This is a genomic window from Bacillus andreraoultii (assembly GCF_001244735.1).
GTDB classification, from domain to species: Bacteria; Bacillota; Bacilli; order Bacillales; family Caldibacillaceae; genus Caldifermentibacillus; species Caldifermentibacillus andreraoultii.
Genome location: NZ_LN868937.1, coordinates 1,161,401 through 1,177,506, shown reverse-complemented (window position 1 = coordinate 1,177,506; position 16,106 = coordinate 1,161,401). Strand labels below are relative to the sequence as shown.

The 16,106-nt window shown below is 35.4% G+C and carries 18 protein-coding genes and 1 other annotated feature; of the genes, 6 read left to right on the top strand and 12 right to left on the bottom strand.

The genetic code is table 11. The features are described 5' to 3' along the window. Positions 1-8: 8 nt before the first annotated feature. From BN2144_RS10805 to BN2144_RS10780, 6 genes are all read right to left on the bottom strand, one after another. Positions 9-473 carry a type II secretion system protein gene (locus BN2144_RS10805; protein WP_033828243.1) on the bottom strand — a complete coding sequence of 155 codons (465 nt, stop codon included), beginning with the start codon at positions 471-473 and terminating at the stop codon, positions 9-11. Between the two features lie 217 nt (positions 474-690). Then, positions 691-1,218: a CvpA family protein gene (locus BN2144_RS10800; protein ID WP_033828242.1), complete on the bottom strand. Its 528-nt coding sequence runs from the start codon at positions 1,216-1,218 to the stop codon at positions 691-693. 102 nt (positions 1,219-1,320) lie between these two features. Continuing rightward, positions 1,321-1,572 (bottom strand): cell division protein ZapA, encoded by a 252-nt coding sequence (zapA, locus tag BN2144_RS10795; RefSeq protein WP_033828241.1) that lies wholly within the window; start codon positions 1,570-1,572, stop codon positions 1,321-1,323. 159 nt (positions 1,573-1,731) lie between these two features. Continuing rightward, entirely contained in the window at positions 1,732-4,146 is a 2,415-nt protein-coding gene (pheT, locus tag BN2144_RS10790; RefSeq protein ID WP_033828240.1) for a phenylalanine--tRNA ligase subunit beta, read from the bottom strand. Positions 4,147-4,182: 36 nt separating this feature from the next. Continuing rightward, complete coding sequence (gene pheS, locus BN2144_RS10785) at positions 4,183-5,223, bottom strand: phenylalanine--tRNA ligase subunit alpha (protein ID WP_033828239.1); 1,041 nt, start codon at positions 5,221-5,223, stop codon at positions 4,183-4,185. 56 nt (positions 5,224-5,279) lie between these two features. Next, positions 5,280-5,532, bottom strand: a binding site (T-box leader). A 102-nt stretch (positions 5,533-5,634) separates the two neighbouring features. Further along, positions 5,635-6,390 carry a TrmH family RNA methyltransferase gene (locus tag BN2144_RS10780; RefSeq protein ID WP_033828238.1) on the bottom strand — a complete coding sequence of 252 codons (756 nt, stop codon included), beginning with the start codon at positions 6,388-6,390 and terminating at the stop codon, positions 5,635-5,637. 120 nt (positions 6,391-6,510) lie between these two features. Here BN2144_RS10780 and sspI point away from each other — a divergent pair, with 120 nt between their 5' ends. Both sspI and BN2144_RS10770 read left to right on the top strand, forming a co-directional pair. Further along, a complete protein-coding gene (gene sspI / locus BN2144_RS10775) occupies positions 6,511-6,720 on the top strand; it encodes a small acid-soluble spore protein SspI (protein WP_033828237.1) in 210 nt (69 codons plus the stop codon). After that, positions 6,720-7,574, top strand: a complete 855-nt coding sequence (locus tag BN2144_RS10770) for an MBL fold metallo-hydrolase (RefSeq protein ID WP_075047824.1) — start codon at positions 6,720-6,722, stop codon at positions 7,572-7,574. The genes sspI and BN2144_RS10770 overlap by 1 nt, the downstream gene beginning before the upstream one ends. Before the next feature lie 265 nt (positions 7,575-7,839). Here the strand turns inward: BN2144_RS10770 and BN2144_RS10765 are convergent, their stop codons facing one another. Then, positions 7,840-8,928 carry a M42 family metallopeptidase gene (locus BN2144_RS10765; RefSeq protein ID WP_033828236.1) on the bottom strand — a complete coding sequence of 363 codons (1,089 nt, stop codon included), beginning with the start codon at positions 8,926-8,928 and terminating at the stop codon, positions 7,840-7,842. Between the two features lie 179 nt (positions 8,929-9,107). On the opposite strand from BN2144_RS10765, the gene BN2144_RS10760 reads away from it, so the two are divergent. The 3 genes from BN2144_RS10760 to BN2144_RS10750 are packed head-to-tail and all read left to right on the top strand — an operon-like array spanning position 9,108 to position 13,146. After that, entirely contained in the window at positions 9,108-9,521 is a 414-nt protein-coding gene (locus BN2144_RS10760; protein WP_050632285.1) for a MarR family winged helix-turn-helix transcriptional regulator, read from the top strand. A 23-nt stretch (positions 9,522-9,544) separates the two neighbouring features. Beyond that, complete coding sequence (locus BN2144_RS10755) at positions 9,545-11,272, top strand: ABC transporter ATP-binding protein (RefSeq protein ID WP_033828234.1); 1,728 nt, start codon at positions 9,545-9,547, stop codon at positions 11,270-11,272. Further along, positions 11,269-13,146 carry an ABC transporter ATP-binding protein gene (locus BN2144_RS10750; RefSeq protein WP_033828233.1) on the top strand — a complete coding sequence of 626 codons (1,878 nt, stop codon included), beginning with the start codon at positions 11,269-11,271 and terminating at the stop codon, positions 13,144-13,146. Before BN2144_RS10755 ends, BN2144_RS10750 begins: the two co-directional genes overlap by 4 nt. 143 nt (positions 13,147-13,289) lie before the next feature. Here BN2144_RS10750 and dut read toward each other — a convergent pair whose 3' ends face one another. Next, positions 13,290-13,727, bottom strand: a complete 438-nt coding sequence (gene dut / locus BN2144_RS10745; protein WP_033828232.1) for a dUTP diphosphatase — start codon at positions 13,725-13,727, stop codon at positions 13,290-13,292. Between the two features lie 135 nt (positions 13,728-13,862). On the opposite strand from dut, the gene BN2144_RS10740 reads away from it, so the two are divergent. After that, positions 13,863-14,270, top strand: a complete 408-nt coding sequence (locus tag BN2144_RS10740; protein WP_033828231.1) for a hypothetical protein — start codon at positions 13,863-13,865, stop codon at positions 14,268-14,270. Between the two features lie 244 nt (positions 14,271-14,514). Here BN2144_RS10740 and BN2144_RS10735 read toward each other — a convergent pair whose 3' ends face one another. The 4 genes from BN2144_RS10735 to rpmI form a co-directional block, all read right to left on the bottom strand. Next, entirely contained in the window at positions 14,515-15,075 is a 561-nt protein-coding gene (locus tag BN2144_RS10735; protein WP_033828230.1) for a TVP38/TMEM64 family protein, read from the bottom strand. 101 nt (positions 15,076-15,176) lie between these two features. Next, positions 15,177-15,443, bottom strand: a complete 267-nt coding sequence (locus tag BN2144_RS10730; RefSeq protein WP_222860093.1) for a DUF1294 domain-containing protein — start codon at positions 15,441-15,443, stop codon at positions 15,177-15,179. Between the two features lie 60 nt (positions 15,444-15,503). Next, a complete protein-coding gene (gene rplT / locus BN2144_RS10725) occupies positions 15,504-15,863 on the bottom strand; it encodes a 50S ribosomal protein L20 (protein WP_033828229.1) in 360 nt (119 codons plus the stop codon). Between the two features lie 39 nt (positions 15,864-15,902). Continuing rightward, positions 15,903-16,091 (bottom strand): 50S ribosomal protein L35, encoded by a 189-nt coding sequence (gene rpmI, locus BN2144_RS10720; RefSeq protein WP_033828228.1) that lies wholly within the window; start codon positions 16,089-16,091, stop codon positions 15,903-15,905. Between the last annotated feature and the right edge of the window lie 15 nt (positions 16,092-16,106).

Below are 16,106 nucleotides of genomic sequence, written 5' to 3'. Positions count from 1 at the left end.
TCTGCATTTTATTTTTTCCATGGGATGACCAACTCCATTTGGGATTCCTGTTCTAGCTTCTGATCATTTTGGTAAACTTTTATAACTATTTTTCCTAGTGTTGGACTTTCATTTGGATGATTATTTTTACTTATATTTTTTAGTTGAACGATAATATAGTGGCCATCTTTATTTATTCCTAGGCAATTTTCACATGTTTCATCCTTTTTATATCCTTTTTGTAAGATTACATCATACATATATTCAAGATTCGATTGCTCTGCATGATCATTTATGTTTACGATATTTTCCAATTCTGTTTGTGCTAATAGTGTTGCATCCATCATTTCTTTTGAATTTTTATTAGCCTGTGCAGAGTGAATAAACAGAGGAATGATTGATAAAACAATGATAGACAGTAGGGCTAAGGAAACTATGATTTCTACCAATGTCAAGCCCTTATTTGAAGGAGTACCAAAAAGATATTTTTTCATAAACCGTTTCTATCACTCCTTTATAAAAAGATAGTCTTCCAATTTTATCGTATCATCAATACTTATGTAAATCAATGAACATAAGCATTTGGAAAAGGCTTATGAAATTAAAATCATTACACAAAAATGAGCACGTCTGTTTATTTATATAAGACAGATGTGCTCATTAAATCAAATACGCCAAGCTGTGTTAGGACCCGACTTTTTGCTACATAAGTTAAAACCACATATTATATATTTGCTTTGAAAGGATAGGTGTATGTTGAATGATTCCCTTTGCAACCGCAGATTGATCAATCCATGTCTGCACGTTATTTATCGGAAATAAGGCGATAATATATAAAATTAGAAAGATAATTAAATAGACTTCAAGAAAACCGAGTATTCCTCCTGCCCAAATATTTAGCTGCTTAATAATTGGGATATTAGCAACAAAATCAAGCATGGAACCAATAATTTGTAATACAATTTTCACAGCAATAAAAATAAGAAAGAAGGATATTCCTCTATAAAAAGCTTCTTCGGCATTCATAGCTCCAAGCAATAATTTTAGTGTTTCACTATCACCAATCGTTGGATACGGAATCCACAAAGTTAACCGTAAAGCTAAATCTTTATAATACATCATCGCAATAATAAAGGCGATAAAAAAACTCGTTAAATGGATTACTTGTAAAATAAATCCTCTTTTTAATCCGACAATAAATCCGATAAACAAGAAGAAAAGTAGTATCAAACTTAGCATGCATGTCAACCCTTTAATCTGAGATTTCCACTTTACCTGGATGGTTGAAGTTGTTCGTATTTACTTGTTAGAAAGTCATTCTATTCTAACTATTATTCAAATTTACTGATTAAGATTCCTTTTTAATTCCTCTAATTGTTCTTTCATTTTTACATATTCATTGACGGCATTTACAGCTGTCAAAACTGCTAGTTGACTTGTATCCAACGTAGCGTTTTTCCCTTTGATTTCACGCATTTTCTGATCAACTAATTGTGCAACCGTGCGAATATGTTCTGCTGGTTCTGTTCCAACTATCATATACTGTTGTCCATATATTTCAACAGGAATCCTGTTTTTTCGTACATCTGACAAGTCCATACCTCCAATCGTCAGAATCCTTTTTTTATCATAGCACGAAACAAAATATAATGGGAAGGAAATTAACAAAAACAGGGCAAAATAAGTAAAAACTGCCTCGGAACAAGCTGATTAAAAAGGCAGCTTATGAAAAGAGGCAGTTTACTCGTCAATTTATTTTCTTAATTCTGCACCAAATTTTTCATTTAAAGAAACTAGTACTTTTTCGTGAACCTTTGTTACTTCATCGTCCGTCAATGTTCTTTCTGGATCTAAGTACGTTAGGGTAAAAGCAACTGATTTTTTCCCGGCGTCAACTTTTTCACCTTCGTAAAGGTCAAATACTTTTGCTTCCTTCAATAATTTCCCGCCAGCTTCATTTATAATTTGTTCCAGTTCTCCGGCTGTTGTTTTACGATCTACAATTAGAGCGATATCACGTGTAATCCCCGGGAATCTTGGAATGGATTCGTAAGCTAATGGAACAACATCTGTATTTAACAGCTTTTCTAAGTTAAGCTCAAATACAAAGACATTTTTCACATCGTATTGTTTTTCCATCGATGGGTGGATTTTACCGACAAATCCAAGAACAGCGTTATTTAATAAAATTTTGGCTGTTTGACCAGGATGCATTCCGTCAATTTCTGCCTTTTCGTAACGAATCATTTCGTCCACTTGTAATTTAACGAATAACGCTTCTAAAATACCTTTAACAACATAAAAATCAACCGGTACTTTTTCGCCTTGCCATGGATGATTAACATAAAGACCTACCATTGCACCTGCTAAGTATTCATGTTCTTTCGGTTGAACGTTCGCTCCGTTTGATACAAAAATGGCACCTGTTTCAAATAAAGCGACGTTTTCATTTTTCCGAGCTTTATTATAAGAGATGGCATCCAATAAATGAGGAAGTAAACTTAATCGTAAAACCGCATGTTCTTCACTCATCGGCATAGCAAGTTTAATTGGTTCAGTTCTCTCTAATGCAAATTGACCGTATTTTTCTTCACTCGTTAATGAGTACGTCACAGCTTGGTTTAATCCAGCCCCCTCTAGTACTTCATGGACAACTCTTCGTTTCTTTTGGTATGGAGTTAAACTACCTGCTGTTCCAATACCTTCAGGAAGTGTCATTGGAATATGATCATAACCATAAAGTCTTGCAATTTCTTCATACATATCTTCCTTAATGGAAATATCCCAACGACGAGACGGAATATCAACCGCAAAAGTTTCACCATCTTTTTTGTAAACGAATTGTAGACGATTTAAAATCTCTTCAATTGTTTCAACAGTTAAATCAGTACCTAAAAATTGATTCACTTTCGATAGCTCAACTTCAACTACTACGGGTTTGAGTTCCAATGTATCCACTTCGACGGTACCTTCCAGTACTTCTCCACCTGCAAATTCTGCAATTAATGCACATGCTCGTTCTGATGCTTCTCGTACGCGAGTTGGATCAATTCCTTTTTCATAGCGACTACTAGCTTCACTACGAAGTCCATGATCTTTAGATGCCTTCCGAATAACTTTACTATCAAAATAGGCAGATTCCAGTAATATCGTTGTTGTATCATTACCTACTTCAGAGTTAGCTCCACCCATTACACCAGCTAATGCAACTGGTACTTCACCATTTGTAATAACGAGATGATCTTCAGATAACATACGTTCAGCATCATCTAACGTAATCATCTTTTCTCCAGCTTTTGCCCGACGTACAACAATTTCATTTGACCCAAGACGATCATAATCAAACGCATGCAATGGTTGTCCGTATTCTAGTAGAATAAAGTTGGTTACATCGACTACATTATTGTGAGGACGAATCCCAGCATTGATGAGTCGTGTTTGCAGCCATAATGGGGACGGACCAATTTTTACATTTTTGATTACTTTGGCCGTATATAACGGTGCATCACTTTTCGCATCGACTCGAACCGAAATATAATCACTTACTTTTTCATTACTAGTGACAGCTTTTATTTTAGGTAATTTTACTTTTTTTCCTAAAATTGCTGCTGTTTCATAAGCAACACCAATCATACTCATGCAATCAGCTCGGTTCGGAGTTAATCCTAGTTCTAAAATAAAATCATCCATATTTAATAATTTTAGTGCATCACTACCAGGTATGGCCGATTCTGGAAGTACGTAAATTCCGTCTGCATATTCTTTCGGTACAACCTTTCCTTCAATACCAAGTTCTTGTAATGAGCAAATCATACCGTTTGAAACTTCGCCGCGAATTTTACCACGTTTAATTTTCACGTTTCCAGCTATTCTTGCCCCTGGAAGTGCTACAATCACTTTTTGTCCTGCTGCGACATTCGGTGCACCACAAATGATTTGAGTTGGTTCTTCTTCACCGATATCTACTTGGCAAATATGAAGATGGTCTGAGTTTGGATGGTCCACACAAGAAAGTACATGTCCGACCACAATATTTTTTAATCCTGCTGATTTTTGTTCAACACTTTCTACTTCAATACCTGAGCGAGTAATTTTTTCAGCTAAATCTTCGGCTGTAATTTCGCTCACATCAACATACGATTCAAGCCATTTATATGAAACAAGCATGTTTTTTCCTCCTACCTTATTTTTACTATTTTCTTTTTATAAATCTACTGGTGCAAATTGTTTTAAGAAACGAACATCATTTGTATAGAAATGACGAATATCATCAATCCCGTATTTCAACATTGCAATTCGTTCAGGACCCATACCGAATGCAAAACCGCTATATTTTTCTGGATCAAATCCACTCATACGTAACACATTTGGATGGACCATTCCAGCACCTAAAATTTCAATCCAACCGGTTCCTTTACATACATTGCATCCTTTACCGCCACACATTTTACAAGAAATATCCATTTCAACAGATGGTTCTGTAAACGGGAAAAAGCTTGGACGGAGACGAATTTCACGATCTTCACCAAAAATCTTTTTCGCAAAAATATTTAAAGTTCCTTTCAAATCACTCATACGAATGTTTTCATCCACAACAAGTCCTTCAATTTGCATAAATTGATGGGAGTGTGTTGCATCATCGTTATCACGACGATATACACGACCCGGACAAATTACTTTTACAGGTCCCCTTCCTTTCGCCTTTTCCATTGTCCGTGCTTGTACAGGTGATGTATGTGTACGTAATAAAAGTTCTTCGGTAATGTAAAAAGAATCTTGCATATCACGAGCAGGATGGTTTTTCGGTAAATTTAATGCTTCAAAATTGTAATAGTCTGTTTCTACTTCTGGACCTTCTGCAACTTCATAACCAAGACCAATAAATAAGTCTTCAATTTCTCGGATGGTTTTCGTCAAAGGATGGTCGCAACCTAATGTAACGGGTCGTCCTGGTAAAGTAATATCAATCGATTCTTCTTCTAATTTCTTTTGTACAGCTAACTCTTCTAACTCCGCTTTTTTAGCATCTAGTTTTTCAGAAATTTTTGCTCGGATTTCATTAGCAAGGGAACCGATGATTGGACGTTCTTCTGGTGAAAGCTTCCCCATTCCTCGTAAAACTTCGGTAATTGGTCCTTTCTTCCCTAAATAGGCAACCCGAACATCATTTAAATGTTTCAAGTCTGTCGCTTTAGAAATCTTTTCCAGTACTTCTTCTTTTAGTTCATGTAAACGTTCTTTCACGTTTTATACCTCCTTGTAATTGTAAGTATTTAGAAAGCACAAAAAATCCTCATCCGAAAAGGGACGAGGATTCTATTCGCGGTACCACCCTTATTAATGCAATTTGTCAAACTACAAATGTACATTCACTCTAACTGATAACGGTCTTCCCGCTTCATCTTTACACTTCAATCGCAAGTACGAAAGTGGTCCCGATGAGAGTTCATGAGGTGAAATTTCATTTGGTTTCTGCTAAAAATGCTTTCAGTCATGGCATTTTCTCCCTTAAACAGAAATTTCCAAATTACTTGCCTCAATCATTACATCTTTCATTATTCAATTTTCATTTAATTACCATTATATCGAGACTTTTTCAGAATAGCAATATGAACTATGGTCATATTCGAATTTTCTTTGTCCTCTATTTCAATTTCAATGTTTACCACGTAAATAATAGAGTAAAATCCCTGTGGCTACTGATACATTTAATGATTCACTTTTTCCATAAATTGGAATATATAGATTTTTTGTCGTTTTACTCAAAAGTTCTTCGTTCACACCTTGTCCTTCATTTCCTACAATTAGTGCAAAAGATTCTTGCGCTTGCACCTGGTTCATAGGTACTGCATTTTTTAGTGCAGTTCCATAAATTGAAATATTCTGCTCCCTAAATTTATTTATCCATTCAGTCAAATTCCCCCGAATGATTGGTAAATGAAAATGACTGCCTTGTGCTGCACGCAACACTTTTGCATTCCATATGTCAACACTGCCTTCTCCAACAATAACAGCATCCACACCGGCACTATCCGCCGTTCGAATCATCGTACCGACATTTCCCGGGTCTTGAACCGCATCGATAAGTAAATACCTTTTCCCTTCAACTACACTTTTTTTCATTTGCTTACAGACAGCAAAAATACCTTGTGGTGTTTCTGTATCAGATATCACTTTAGCTATCTCATTTGCAACTACATAAAGATCTATATTTGCAAATTTTGCTTTCGGTAATTTTGAATGATAGCTTTCAGTCACAATGAGCTCAGTCATCCAGTCAGCGTGATGTGCTTCTTCAACTAGATGCTCCCCTTCAACAAGGAATAAACCTGTTTTATCCCGTTCTTTTTTTGTTAATAATTTTTTCCATTGCTTCACTTTTTCATTTTTTACTGATTGAATAAACTTCATAAAAATCTCCTTTAACGAAAATTCTTTCACTATTTTTCATTATATCGAATTCCATATACATATTACATCTTTAAAAGTAAAACACTATTTATGATTATTACTCTAGGAGGTTGATTAATAATGAACTTTAATTTACGAAATGCCATTATACAAAATGTTTCTGGAAATTCAGAAGACCAATTAAGAGATACAATTGTTGATGCAATTCAAGTTGGGGAAGAAAAAATGCTCCCTGGACTAGGTGTTTTATTTGAAATTATTTGGCAAAATGCTGATCCAAACGAACAAAAAATGATGCTTGAAAACTTAACGCAAGGTTTGAATAAATAATGGATCTGTTCGAGAACCATTTGCATGAAAATCAAACTATGAAAGGCAAATTTGTCCCAATGACATCGATGGCGAGTGGGCTTGTTCAACAAATTGCAGAAGGTGTTTTTGCATGCACAATACAAATCGTTAACATTGCCTTCATTCAAACAAATACAGGTTTTGTAATAATTGATACTGGTATGCCCGAGTCAGAAGAGATGATTTTTAATATGATTGAAGAGAAATTCGGTGAAGGGGCAAAACCAGAGGCAATTATTTTAACACATGGGCATTTTGACCACATTGGTTCGATTGAAAAGTTGCTTGAACGATTTTCTGATACTCCTGTGTATGCACATCCGTTAGAAATTCCTTATTTAACTGGTCAAAAGAATTACCCAGAACCTGACGGAACGGTAGAAGGTGGACTTGTTGCAAAATTGTCACCAATGTTCCCAAACGTTGGAATTAATTTAAGTAAACATATCAAACCCTTACCAGACAACGGGAAAGTTCCACTTCTACCTGAGTGGAAATGGATACACACACCAGGCCATTCAGACGGTCATGTCTCGTTATTCCGTGAAAAAGATGGGACATTAATCGCTGCAGATGCATTTATAACCGTTAAACAAGATTCCCTTTACAAAGTGCTCGTGCAAGAACAAGAAATATGCGGACCACCACGATACTTTACTACCGATTGGAAACTTGCCAAGCAATCTGTGGAGAAATTAGCTGCTTTACATCCAAAAGTAGCCTTAACCGGGCATGGTTTACCGATAGAAGGTGAGGAACTCGAACGCGGGTTAACTAGACTTGTCAATGAGTTCGATACCATTGCAACGCCGGATTACGGAAAATATGTATAATAAGGTAGTTACTTTAACCGAAAGTTCTTAGTCTCCATATTCATCGTAAAAACTCAGGGACGCTTGAGCCTCTAGGCAGCCAAAGAGACGAGAATTCTCCAAAAGAAAGAGAGTTTTTCGGCTTTGATGTAGCTACTAGAGCCTTCCTTTTACGCTTATCAGCACAAGGAAAGTAGAAATCTGAAAATTTATACTTTCCTATGAGCCAATAAAGGGCTTTCTAGCGTTATGCTTAAGCCCTTTTAATAAATTCAGTTAACAAAACTCATTCAAACTTAATTTTATTTACCGCATCTACATCAAGTCGTTTTACAAGTTCAGTTAATAATGTTACTGTGTTTTCGTAATCATCACGATGAATGATGCTCGCATTCGAATGTAAGTAACGAGTCGCAATCGTAATCGCAATGGATGGTGCACCTGATTTTGTTAAATGGATGGAGCCGGCATCTGTTCCACCACCAGGAATCGATTCAAATTGGTATGGAATATGTAACTCTTCTGCAACATTTACAACAAATTCTCTTAAACCTTTATGAGAAACAAGTGATGCATCATAAATAATTATTTGTGGACCATTGCCGAGCTTACTTAATGATTCTTTTTCTGTCACTCCTGGTGTATCTCCTGCCGTACCTACGTCTAATGCAAAGCCTATATCCGGTTCAATCGTAAACGCAGCTGTTTTCGCTCCACGTAAGCCAACTTCTTCTTGAACGGCACCGACACCATAAACAATGTTCGGATGTTGTTCCTTTTGTAAATTTTTCAACACATCAATAACTATTGCACAGCCAATTCGGTTATCCCATGCTTTTGCAAGTAGAAATTTCTCATTTTTCATTACAGTAAATTCAAAATAAGGAACAATCATATCGCCTGGGCGAACACCCCAAGAAGTTACTTCTTCTTTTGATGTAGCGCCAATATCAATAAACATGTCCTTAATATCAAACGGTTTTTTTCTAGCTTCCGGTGATAAAATATGAGGTGGCTTTGATCCAATAACCCCTGTAATTGTTTCACCTTTTGATGTTACAATTGTGACACGTTGGGCGAGCATGACTTGTCCCCACCAACCGCCAACTGTTTGAAAACGAATAAACCCTTTATCATCAATATTTGTAACCATAAAGCCGACTTCATCTAAGTGTCCACCTAGCATAACTTTTGGACCATCTGCAAGCCCCACTTTTTTCGCGATTAAACTTCCAAGACCGTCATATGTAATTTCATCCGCAAATGGTGCTATATATTTTTTCATTACTTCACGAACTTCTCTTTCATTACCTGGAATTCCTTTGGCATCAGTTAATTCTTTCAGCATCGTTAGTTGTTCATCCAATTTTATCAAACTGATTCCTCCTTTTATTTAACATATCTTCATTATACTAGAGGAAATTCGATGGAACAAACGAACGAGTATCCATATTTCAACGGATTGAAAAAAATTTCGTGCTTGACATCCCTCTTTAAACGGATTAATATTTAAACAGCTTAAATATTAGGTGAGTTAATAATAGGAGGACTATGATGGATCAACAATTACTCAACCTTCATTTTGCGGTTGACCAATTAAAAAGAAATATTGATTCGGACATAGAAAAGTTTTCAAAAACCGCAATAACGAAGCAACAATTGTATGTCTTATTTTTAATCAATAAAAAAGGAAAATGTAAATTATCTTTTTTAGCAGAAATGCTTGATGTCAAACCAAGTGCAATTACTGTTATGATTGACCGATTAGAAAAAAACGGTATTGTTAAAAGAACGCATGACACGGCTGATCGAAGGGCAATTTTTGTTGAAATGACAGAAACAGGAAAAACACAACTATCGACAGCAATCCAAGAAAGAAAAAAGATATTAAAAAGTTATATTTCCAAATTAACTGATGAAGAAATAATGCAATTAACAAAAATTATCGAAAAAATGGCTTCTATATAAGAAGTAGTAATGGAGTTGATTATATGAAGAAATTGGCGACTTATTTAAAGCCATATAAGTTACAAATAATGATTGCTCTTGCCCTTGTATTTTTACAATCTATGGCGGAGCTCTACCTGCCACGCCTGATGTCAGATATTATAGATCAAGGCGTTGTCAATGGGGATGTGCCTTACATTTGGAAAATTGGTGGATTCATGTTACTAGTTGCAGCTTTTGGCATGCTTAGTGCTATCATTGCAAGCTATTTTTCTTCACGAGCCTCGAGTGGATTTGGTCGTGATTTACGGAATGTTGTTTTTAGCCATATTCAACAATTCTCACAAGAAGAGTTTGATCAACTTGGAACTGCTTCATTAATTACGAGAACAACAAACGATATAAACCAAGTTCAGTTTGTTCTTATGTTAACATTACGCGTGATGGTGACAGCTCCAATTATGGCCATCGGTGGAATTATTATGGCATTAACAACAGATGTAAAGTTGTCTTTAATTTTTCTTATTTCTGTGCCAGTTCTTGGATTGGCAATTTTTCTCATTGCTAGAAAAGGAATTCCATTGTTTAAATTAATTCAAAAGAGGTTAGACAAAGTAAACCAAGTTTTACGGGAAAAATTAGTCGGCATTCGTGTTATTCGCTCATTTAACCGTGTTGCCTTTGAAGAAGAACGATTCGATCAAGCAAGTAAAGATTTAACCGACACATCTATTCGTGTTAATAAAATTATGGCGCTAATGATGCCAGTCATGTTACTAATTATCAATTTTTCAACAATTGCTATCGTTTGGTTTGGTGGCCTTCGAATCGACAACGGAAATATGCAAGTAGGCGATTTAATGGCATTTATTCAATATGCGATGCAAATTATGTTTTCTTTCATGTTGGTTTCGATGATGTTTGTTTTACTCCCACGAGCTCAAGTTTCAGCTAATCGAATTGGGGAAGTATTAGAATTACAACCTGTTATTAAAAATCCTGAAAATGTTAAAAAAGAGACAGATCTTCATGGTTATGTCACTTTTCATCATGTGTCTTTTTCATACCCAAATGCGGAAAAAGCTGCCTTATCAAATATTTCATTTGAAGCACGTCCTGGTCAAACGACGGCAATTATCGGTGGAACAGGTTCTGGTAAATCAACATTAATCAATTTAATTCCTCGGTTTTATGATGTATCAGAAGGACAAGTTCTTGTTAATGCGAGAGATGTACGTGACTGGGATTTAGCAGAGTTACGAAAAATAATTGGCTTTGTCCCACAAAAATCCGTTCTTTTCACAGGTACAGTTGCTGAAAATATTCAATACGGTAAGACTGATGCCACTGAACCTGAAATCGAACATGCAGCAAAAATTGCACAGGCAGAAGACTTTATTGAAGAAATGAATGATCATTATCAAACCGTTATTTCTCAAGGGGGAACGAATATTTCTGGCGGTCAAAAACAACGCTTATCAATTGCCCGGGCATTAGTACGAAAACCAGAAATCTATCTTTTTGACGATAGCTTTTCTGCTCTTGATTTTAAAACAGATGCAAAATTACGTGCAGCATTGAAAAGTGAAACAGAAGAAGCAACTGTTATTCTTATTGCTCAACGTGTAAGTACCGTGATTGATGCTGATCAAATTATCGTTCTTGACGAAGGAAAAATTGCTGGTATTGGCACACATACTGAACTTCTTGAGACAAGTTCAGTATACCGTGAAATTGTGTCCTCACAGCTTTCAGAGGAGGAACTAGCATGAGTAAACATGATAAACAACAACGTTCAAGCCATCCCCATGCACGTGGTGGGGGTCCACATGGCTTTCATGGTATAAAAGAAAAACCGAAAAATTTTAAAGGTACATTAAAAAGGTTAATCCAATATTTGAAACCTTTTCGAATCCGTTTGCTCCTTGTATTTCTTGCCGCTATAATGAGTACAATTTTTACTATTATAAGCCCGAAAATACTTGGGAAAGTGACGACAGTAATATTTGAAGGTATTATGGCAAAAATGCAACAAATTCCAAATGCTGGTATTAACTTTGAAAAAATTGGACACTACATTATGATTTTAATTGGTTTGTATATATTTAGTTCGATTTTTAGTTATATTCAGCAGTACGTTATGGCTGGGGTTGCACAAACGACCGTTTATCAATTACGGAAAGAGGTAGACGAAAAACTATCACGGCTTCCTTTAAAGTATTATGATGGACGGACTCATGGTGAAATTTTAAGCCGGGTCGTAAATGATGTTGATAATATAAGCAATACGTTACAACAAAGTTTAACACAACTCATTACGTCATTTGTTACGATTATCGGTGTCATCGTAATGATGCTTACCATTAGTCCGCTCATGACATTAATTATTTTGCTAACTTTGCCGTTAAGTTTTTTGGCAACAGCAAAAATTGCTTCAAAATCACAAAAATATTTTAAAAGTCAGCAAGCAACCCTCGGTCAATTAAATGGCCATGTTGAAGAGATGTATACGGGGCATCAAATTATTCAAGCGTTTGGACGTGAAAAACAATCAATCGCAACGTTTAAAGAAGTGAATGAAAAATTATATGAAAGTGGTTGGAGATCACAATTTATTTCCGGTATCATTATGCCAATTATGTCCTTAATTAATAATATTGGCTATGTACTAATTTCCGTTGTTGGGGGTATTCTCGTTACAAAACAAAGAATTGCTGTTGGAGACATCCAAGCATTCATTCAATATGCACGGCAATTCTCACAACCAATCACACAAGCAGCAAATATTGCTAATATTATTCAGTCTACGATTGCTTCAGCTGAACGAGTATTTGAAGTTTTAGATGAAGAGGAGGAAGAACCAGATAAACAAGATGCGAAAGTGTTGGAAAATCCTCAAGGGAATGTACGTTTTAATCAAGTTTCCTTCCGTTATAATCCGGATGAACCATTAATTGAAAATATGAATCTTAACGTAGAAAGTGGTCAAACAGTTGCAATTGTTGGGCCGACTGGTGCAGGAAAAACGACATTAATGAATTTACTTATGCGATTTTATGAAATCAATAACGGTTCAATTACGATTGATGGAGTCGATATTCGTGATCTGAAACATAGTGACTTACGTAGTTTATTCGGTATGGTTTTACAAGATACGTGGTTATTTAATGGAACAATCCGGGAAAATATTGCCTATGGACGGAAAGGGGCATCTGAGTTTGAAATTGTTCAAGCAGCTAAAGCAGCCCATGCAGATTATTTTATCCGTACCTTACCAGATGGATACGATACGATTTTAAATGAAGAAGCTTCAAATATTTCTCAAGGACAGAAACAGCTATTGACGATTGCACGAGCGATATTAGCAGATCCTACGATTCTTATTTTGGATGAAGCAACAAGTAGTGTGGATACAAGGACAGAGATTGCCATCCAAGAGGCGATGAATGAATTGATGAAGGGACGAACAAGTTTTGTCATCGCCCATAGACTTTCAACGATCCGAAATGCCGACTTAATTTTAGTTATGAATCATGGAACAGTCATTGAACAAGGGACACATCAAGAATTGTTAGATGAAAACGGCTTTTATGCAGATCTTTATAATAGTCAATTTAGCGGAAATGTACAAAAAGTGAATGAATGAATAAAATAGATAAAGTGATTTGACCTTCGTATAATTAGCGAGATCAAATCACTTTTTTATATTAGGATATCCAGCTTAACTTACAATCAATACGTTTTTCTTGCCATCCCCATTTTCCTCTTAATTGAACACATACATAAAAACTACTGCATCCCTGTTGAGCCGAAGCCACCTTCTCCCCGTTCAGTATCGGAAACTTCTTTTACTTCAACGACATTTACTTTGGAAACCGGTGCGACAATCATTTGAGCAATACGCATCTGTTTTTCAACTTTAAACTCTTTCTTACCGTGATTAATCAAGATTACTTTTACTTCTCCCCGATAACCTTCATCAATGGTACCCGGACTATTCAACACGGTTATTTGATGTTTTAATGCAAGTCCACTTCTCGGACGGACTTGTGCTTCAGTCCCTGGAGGTAATTCGATAATCATTCCTGTGGCAATTAATTCAGCCTCTCCCGGTTGAATCACTTTTTCCTCTACAGAATATAAATCTAAACCTGCATCCCCGGGATTTGCATATTGAGGAAGTTTTGCATCCTTATGGATTAATTTAACTTTTAATTGATACTTCATTGGTTTTTCTCCTTTACTATTTATCCAACCATAAAAAAATTATAACAAAAGTGCTAAAAACTGAAACCTTTTTATCATTATTTCGTAGCAATATGTAAATAGCAGCAATTCATGTAGAAAACAGGAGGTCGTATTATGGCATTATTTATTCGTTTGATTATTCTATTACTCATTATTCTCCTTATATATAGTGGTATACGTTATTTATTACATCCAAAACGGAAATTAGAACTTGCTCATGATCAAAAGCGGTTTTACTTTTTAGATGATACGAATAATGTTAGGAAGAATTTTATTTTGACTTATAAAGGTGTCCTATTTGAAGGGGAAAAATACTTAGGAACAACGACCGATTCATTTGATGTCATATCTATTTTTGTATTTCCGAGAGATCCAGGTGCTTTGAAAGGTTTAACGAAAAATGATTTTAAAACAATCGAACAACATATTTTAAAACATTACCCTACTGCAAAAATTGACTGGAAGAGCCCAATCAAAGAGTTCCTCCATTCAAACGATCATTCGCCAAATCAGTCAATTTAAAAAGAGGTATGTCCGAAAAGTGGATATCATAAAAAATGTGATGATCAAGAATGTTAATATATTAGGGGTTGAACATAAGAAGGGGCATCCAGATATCAAAATACGACTTTCTGAGTTGCCCGTTTTTTATGTTATATAGGACGTTCTTTTCATTCATATTAGAAGGGATAAAAGAAATCGAAGGGTACGTACACCCTTTTACGTACCCTTCAATTCTACGCATCCCCTTTTTCTATAATGTGGCTTAAAAAAAATCCTGCCATTTAATAACTATGAACTTTTCTCGTAAAAGAACAATTAAAGCAGATAAAGCAAGTAAAAACATTACCGCCATCGTTGGACTAAAATGATTAAAGAACTGTCCAAACACCGTATAAAATACAACAACTGGAATATTCGTATATAGCGAATTGACCACATAGTCACGAAAATCTGGGTTTCTTTCTAGTAAACAGTAACTTAATAATTGAAAGTGCATAAATGGGATTAACTTTAAAAGAGCAATTTGTCCTCTTGTTAAATTCATATACGGACCAAACCATTTTAGTTTAATATGGTGTAATTTACTATGGACAGTTGGGAATATTCTTAATATGAAAAACAATAGCACACTAGATAATGTTAACCCGATTATTGAGAAGATTATTCCAAAGACAGAGCCAAATAGTAGACCCCCTGCTAAACAAACAACAACAACTGGAATAAACAAAAACTGTCGGACAATATGAAAAAGAATAAATGCAATTGGTGCAAATAGCCCTCCCATTTCTACAAACGATAAAATAAGACTCGTTGAACCGTCCACAACTTCCCCTCCTAACCCTTAGCACAATCAACACGATGTTCCTATATTAGAGGGACTTCTTTATATACGTATACAAAAAGGAAGCTTGTTATGCAGGTTTTCTAATGATAAAAGCGAAAATATAGGAACAAACAAGTTTGTAAGAAAAAAAGAAGTGGAAAGCCAATTCGAAATAAAAAATGTTTTGTCTTATGTTTAAATATGTACATACCAAGTGTTGTTCCTAAACTACCACCAATAAAAGCAATGAGCCATAATGTGTTTTCTGGAATTCTCCATTGATGGAGCTGGGCTCTACGTTTATCAATCCCCATAATGAGAAAACCAATTACATTTATAATAACAAGGAAAAGGAATAGAAGTTTCACAATTTCCACCTCAAAAATAAATACGGGACTATTCAAAAAAACAGTCCCGTGTTTTATGCATTATTTATTTAATTGAGCTTTAGCTGAATCAGCAAGTTGTGTGAATGCTTGTGGATCAGTGATAGCTAGATCTGAAAGCATTTTACGGTTTACTTCAATACCTGCAAGTTTTAAACCGTGCATTAATCGGCTATAGGAAAGACCGTTTTGACGTGCTGCCGCATTAATACGTGTAATCCATAATTTACGGAATTCACTTTTACGTTTACGACGGTCACGATATGCATACATTAAAGATTTCATTACTTGTTGATTTGCAACTTTATATAAAGTATGTTTTGAACCATAATAACCTTTAGCTAATTTAAGTACTTTTTTACGACGTCTGCGCGTAACAGTACCACCTTTTACACGTGCCATAGTTAAAAACCCTCCTAATAATTCTTACGTTGTTTAAGATTAGATCATTTGTTTGATGCGTTTGTAGTCACCAGATGATACAAGTGCACCTTTACGAAGTTTACGTTTTTGCTTTTGTGATTTATTTGCGAATAAGTGGCTTGTGTACGCATGAGAACGTTTCAATTTGCCAGATCCTGTTTTCTTAAAACGTTTTGCAGAGCCACGATGTGTTTTCATTTTAGGCATAACTATTTTCCTCCT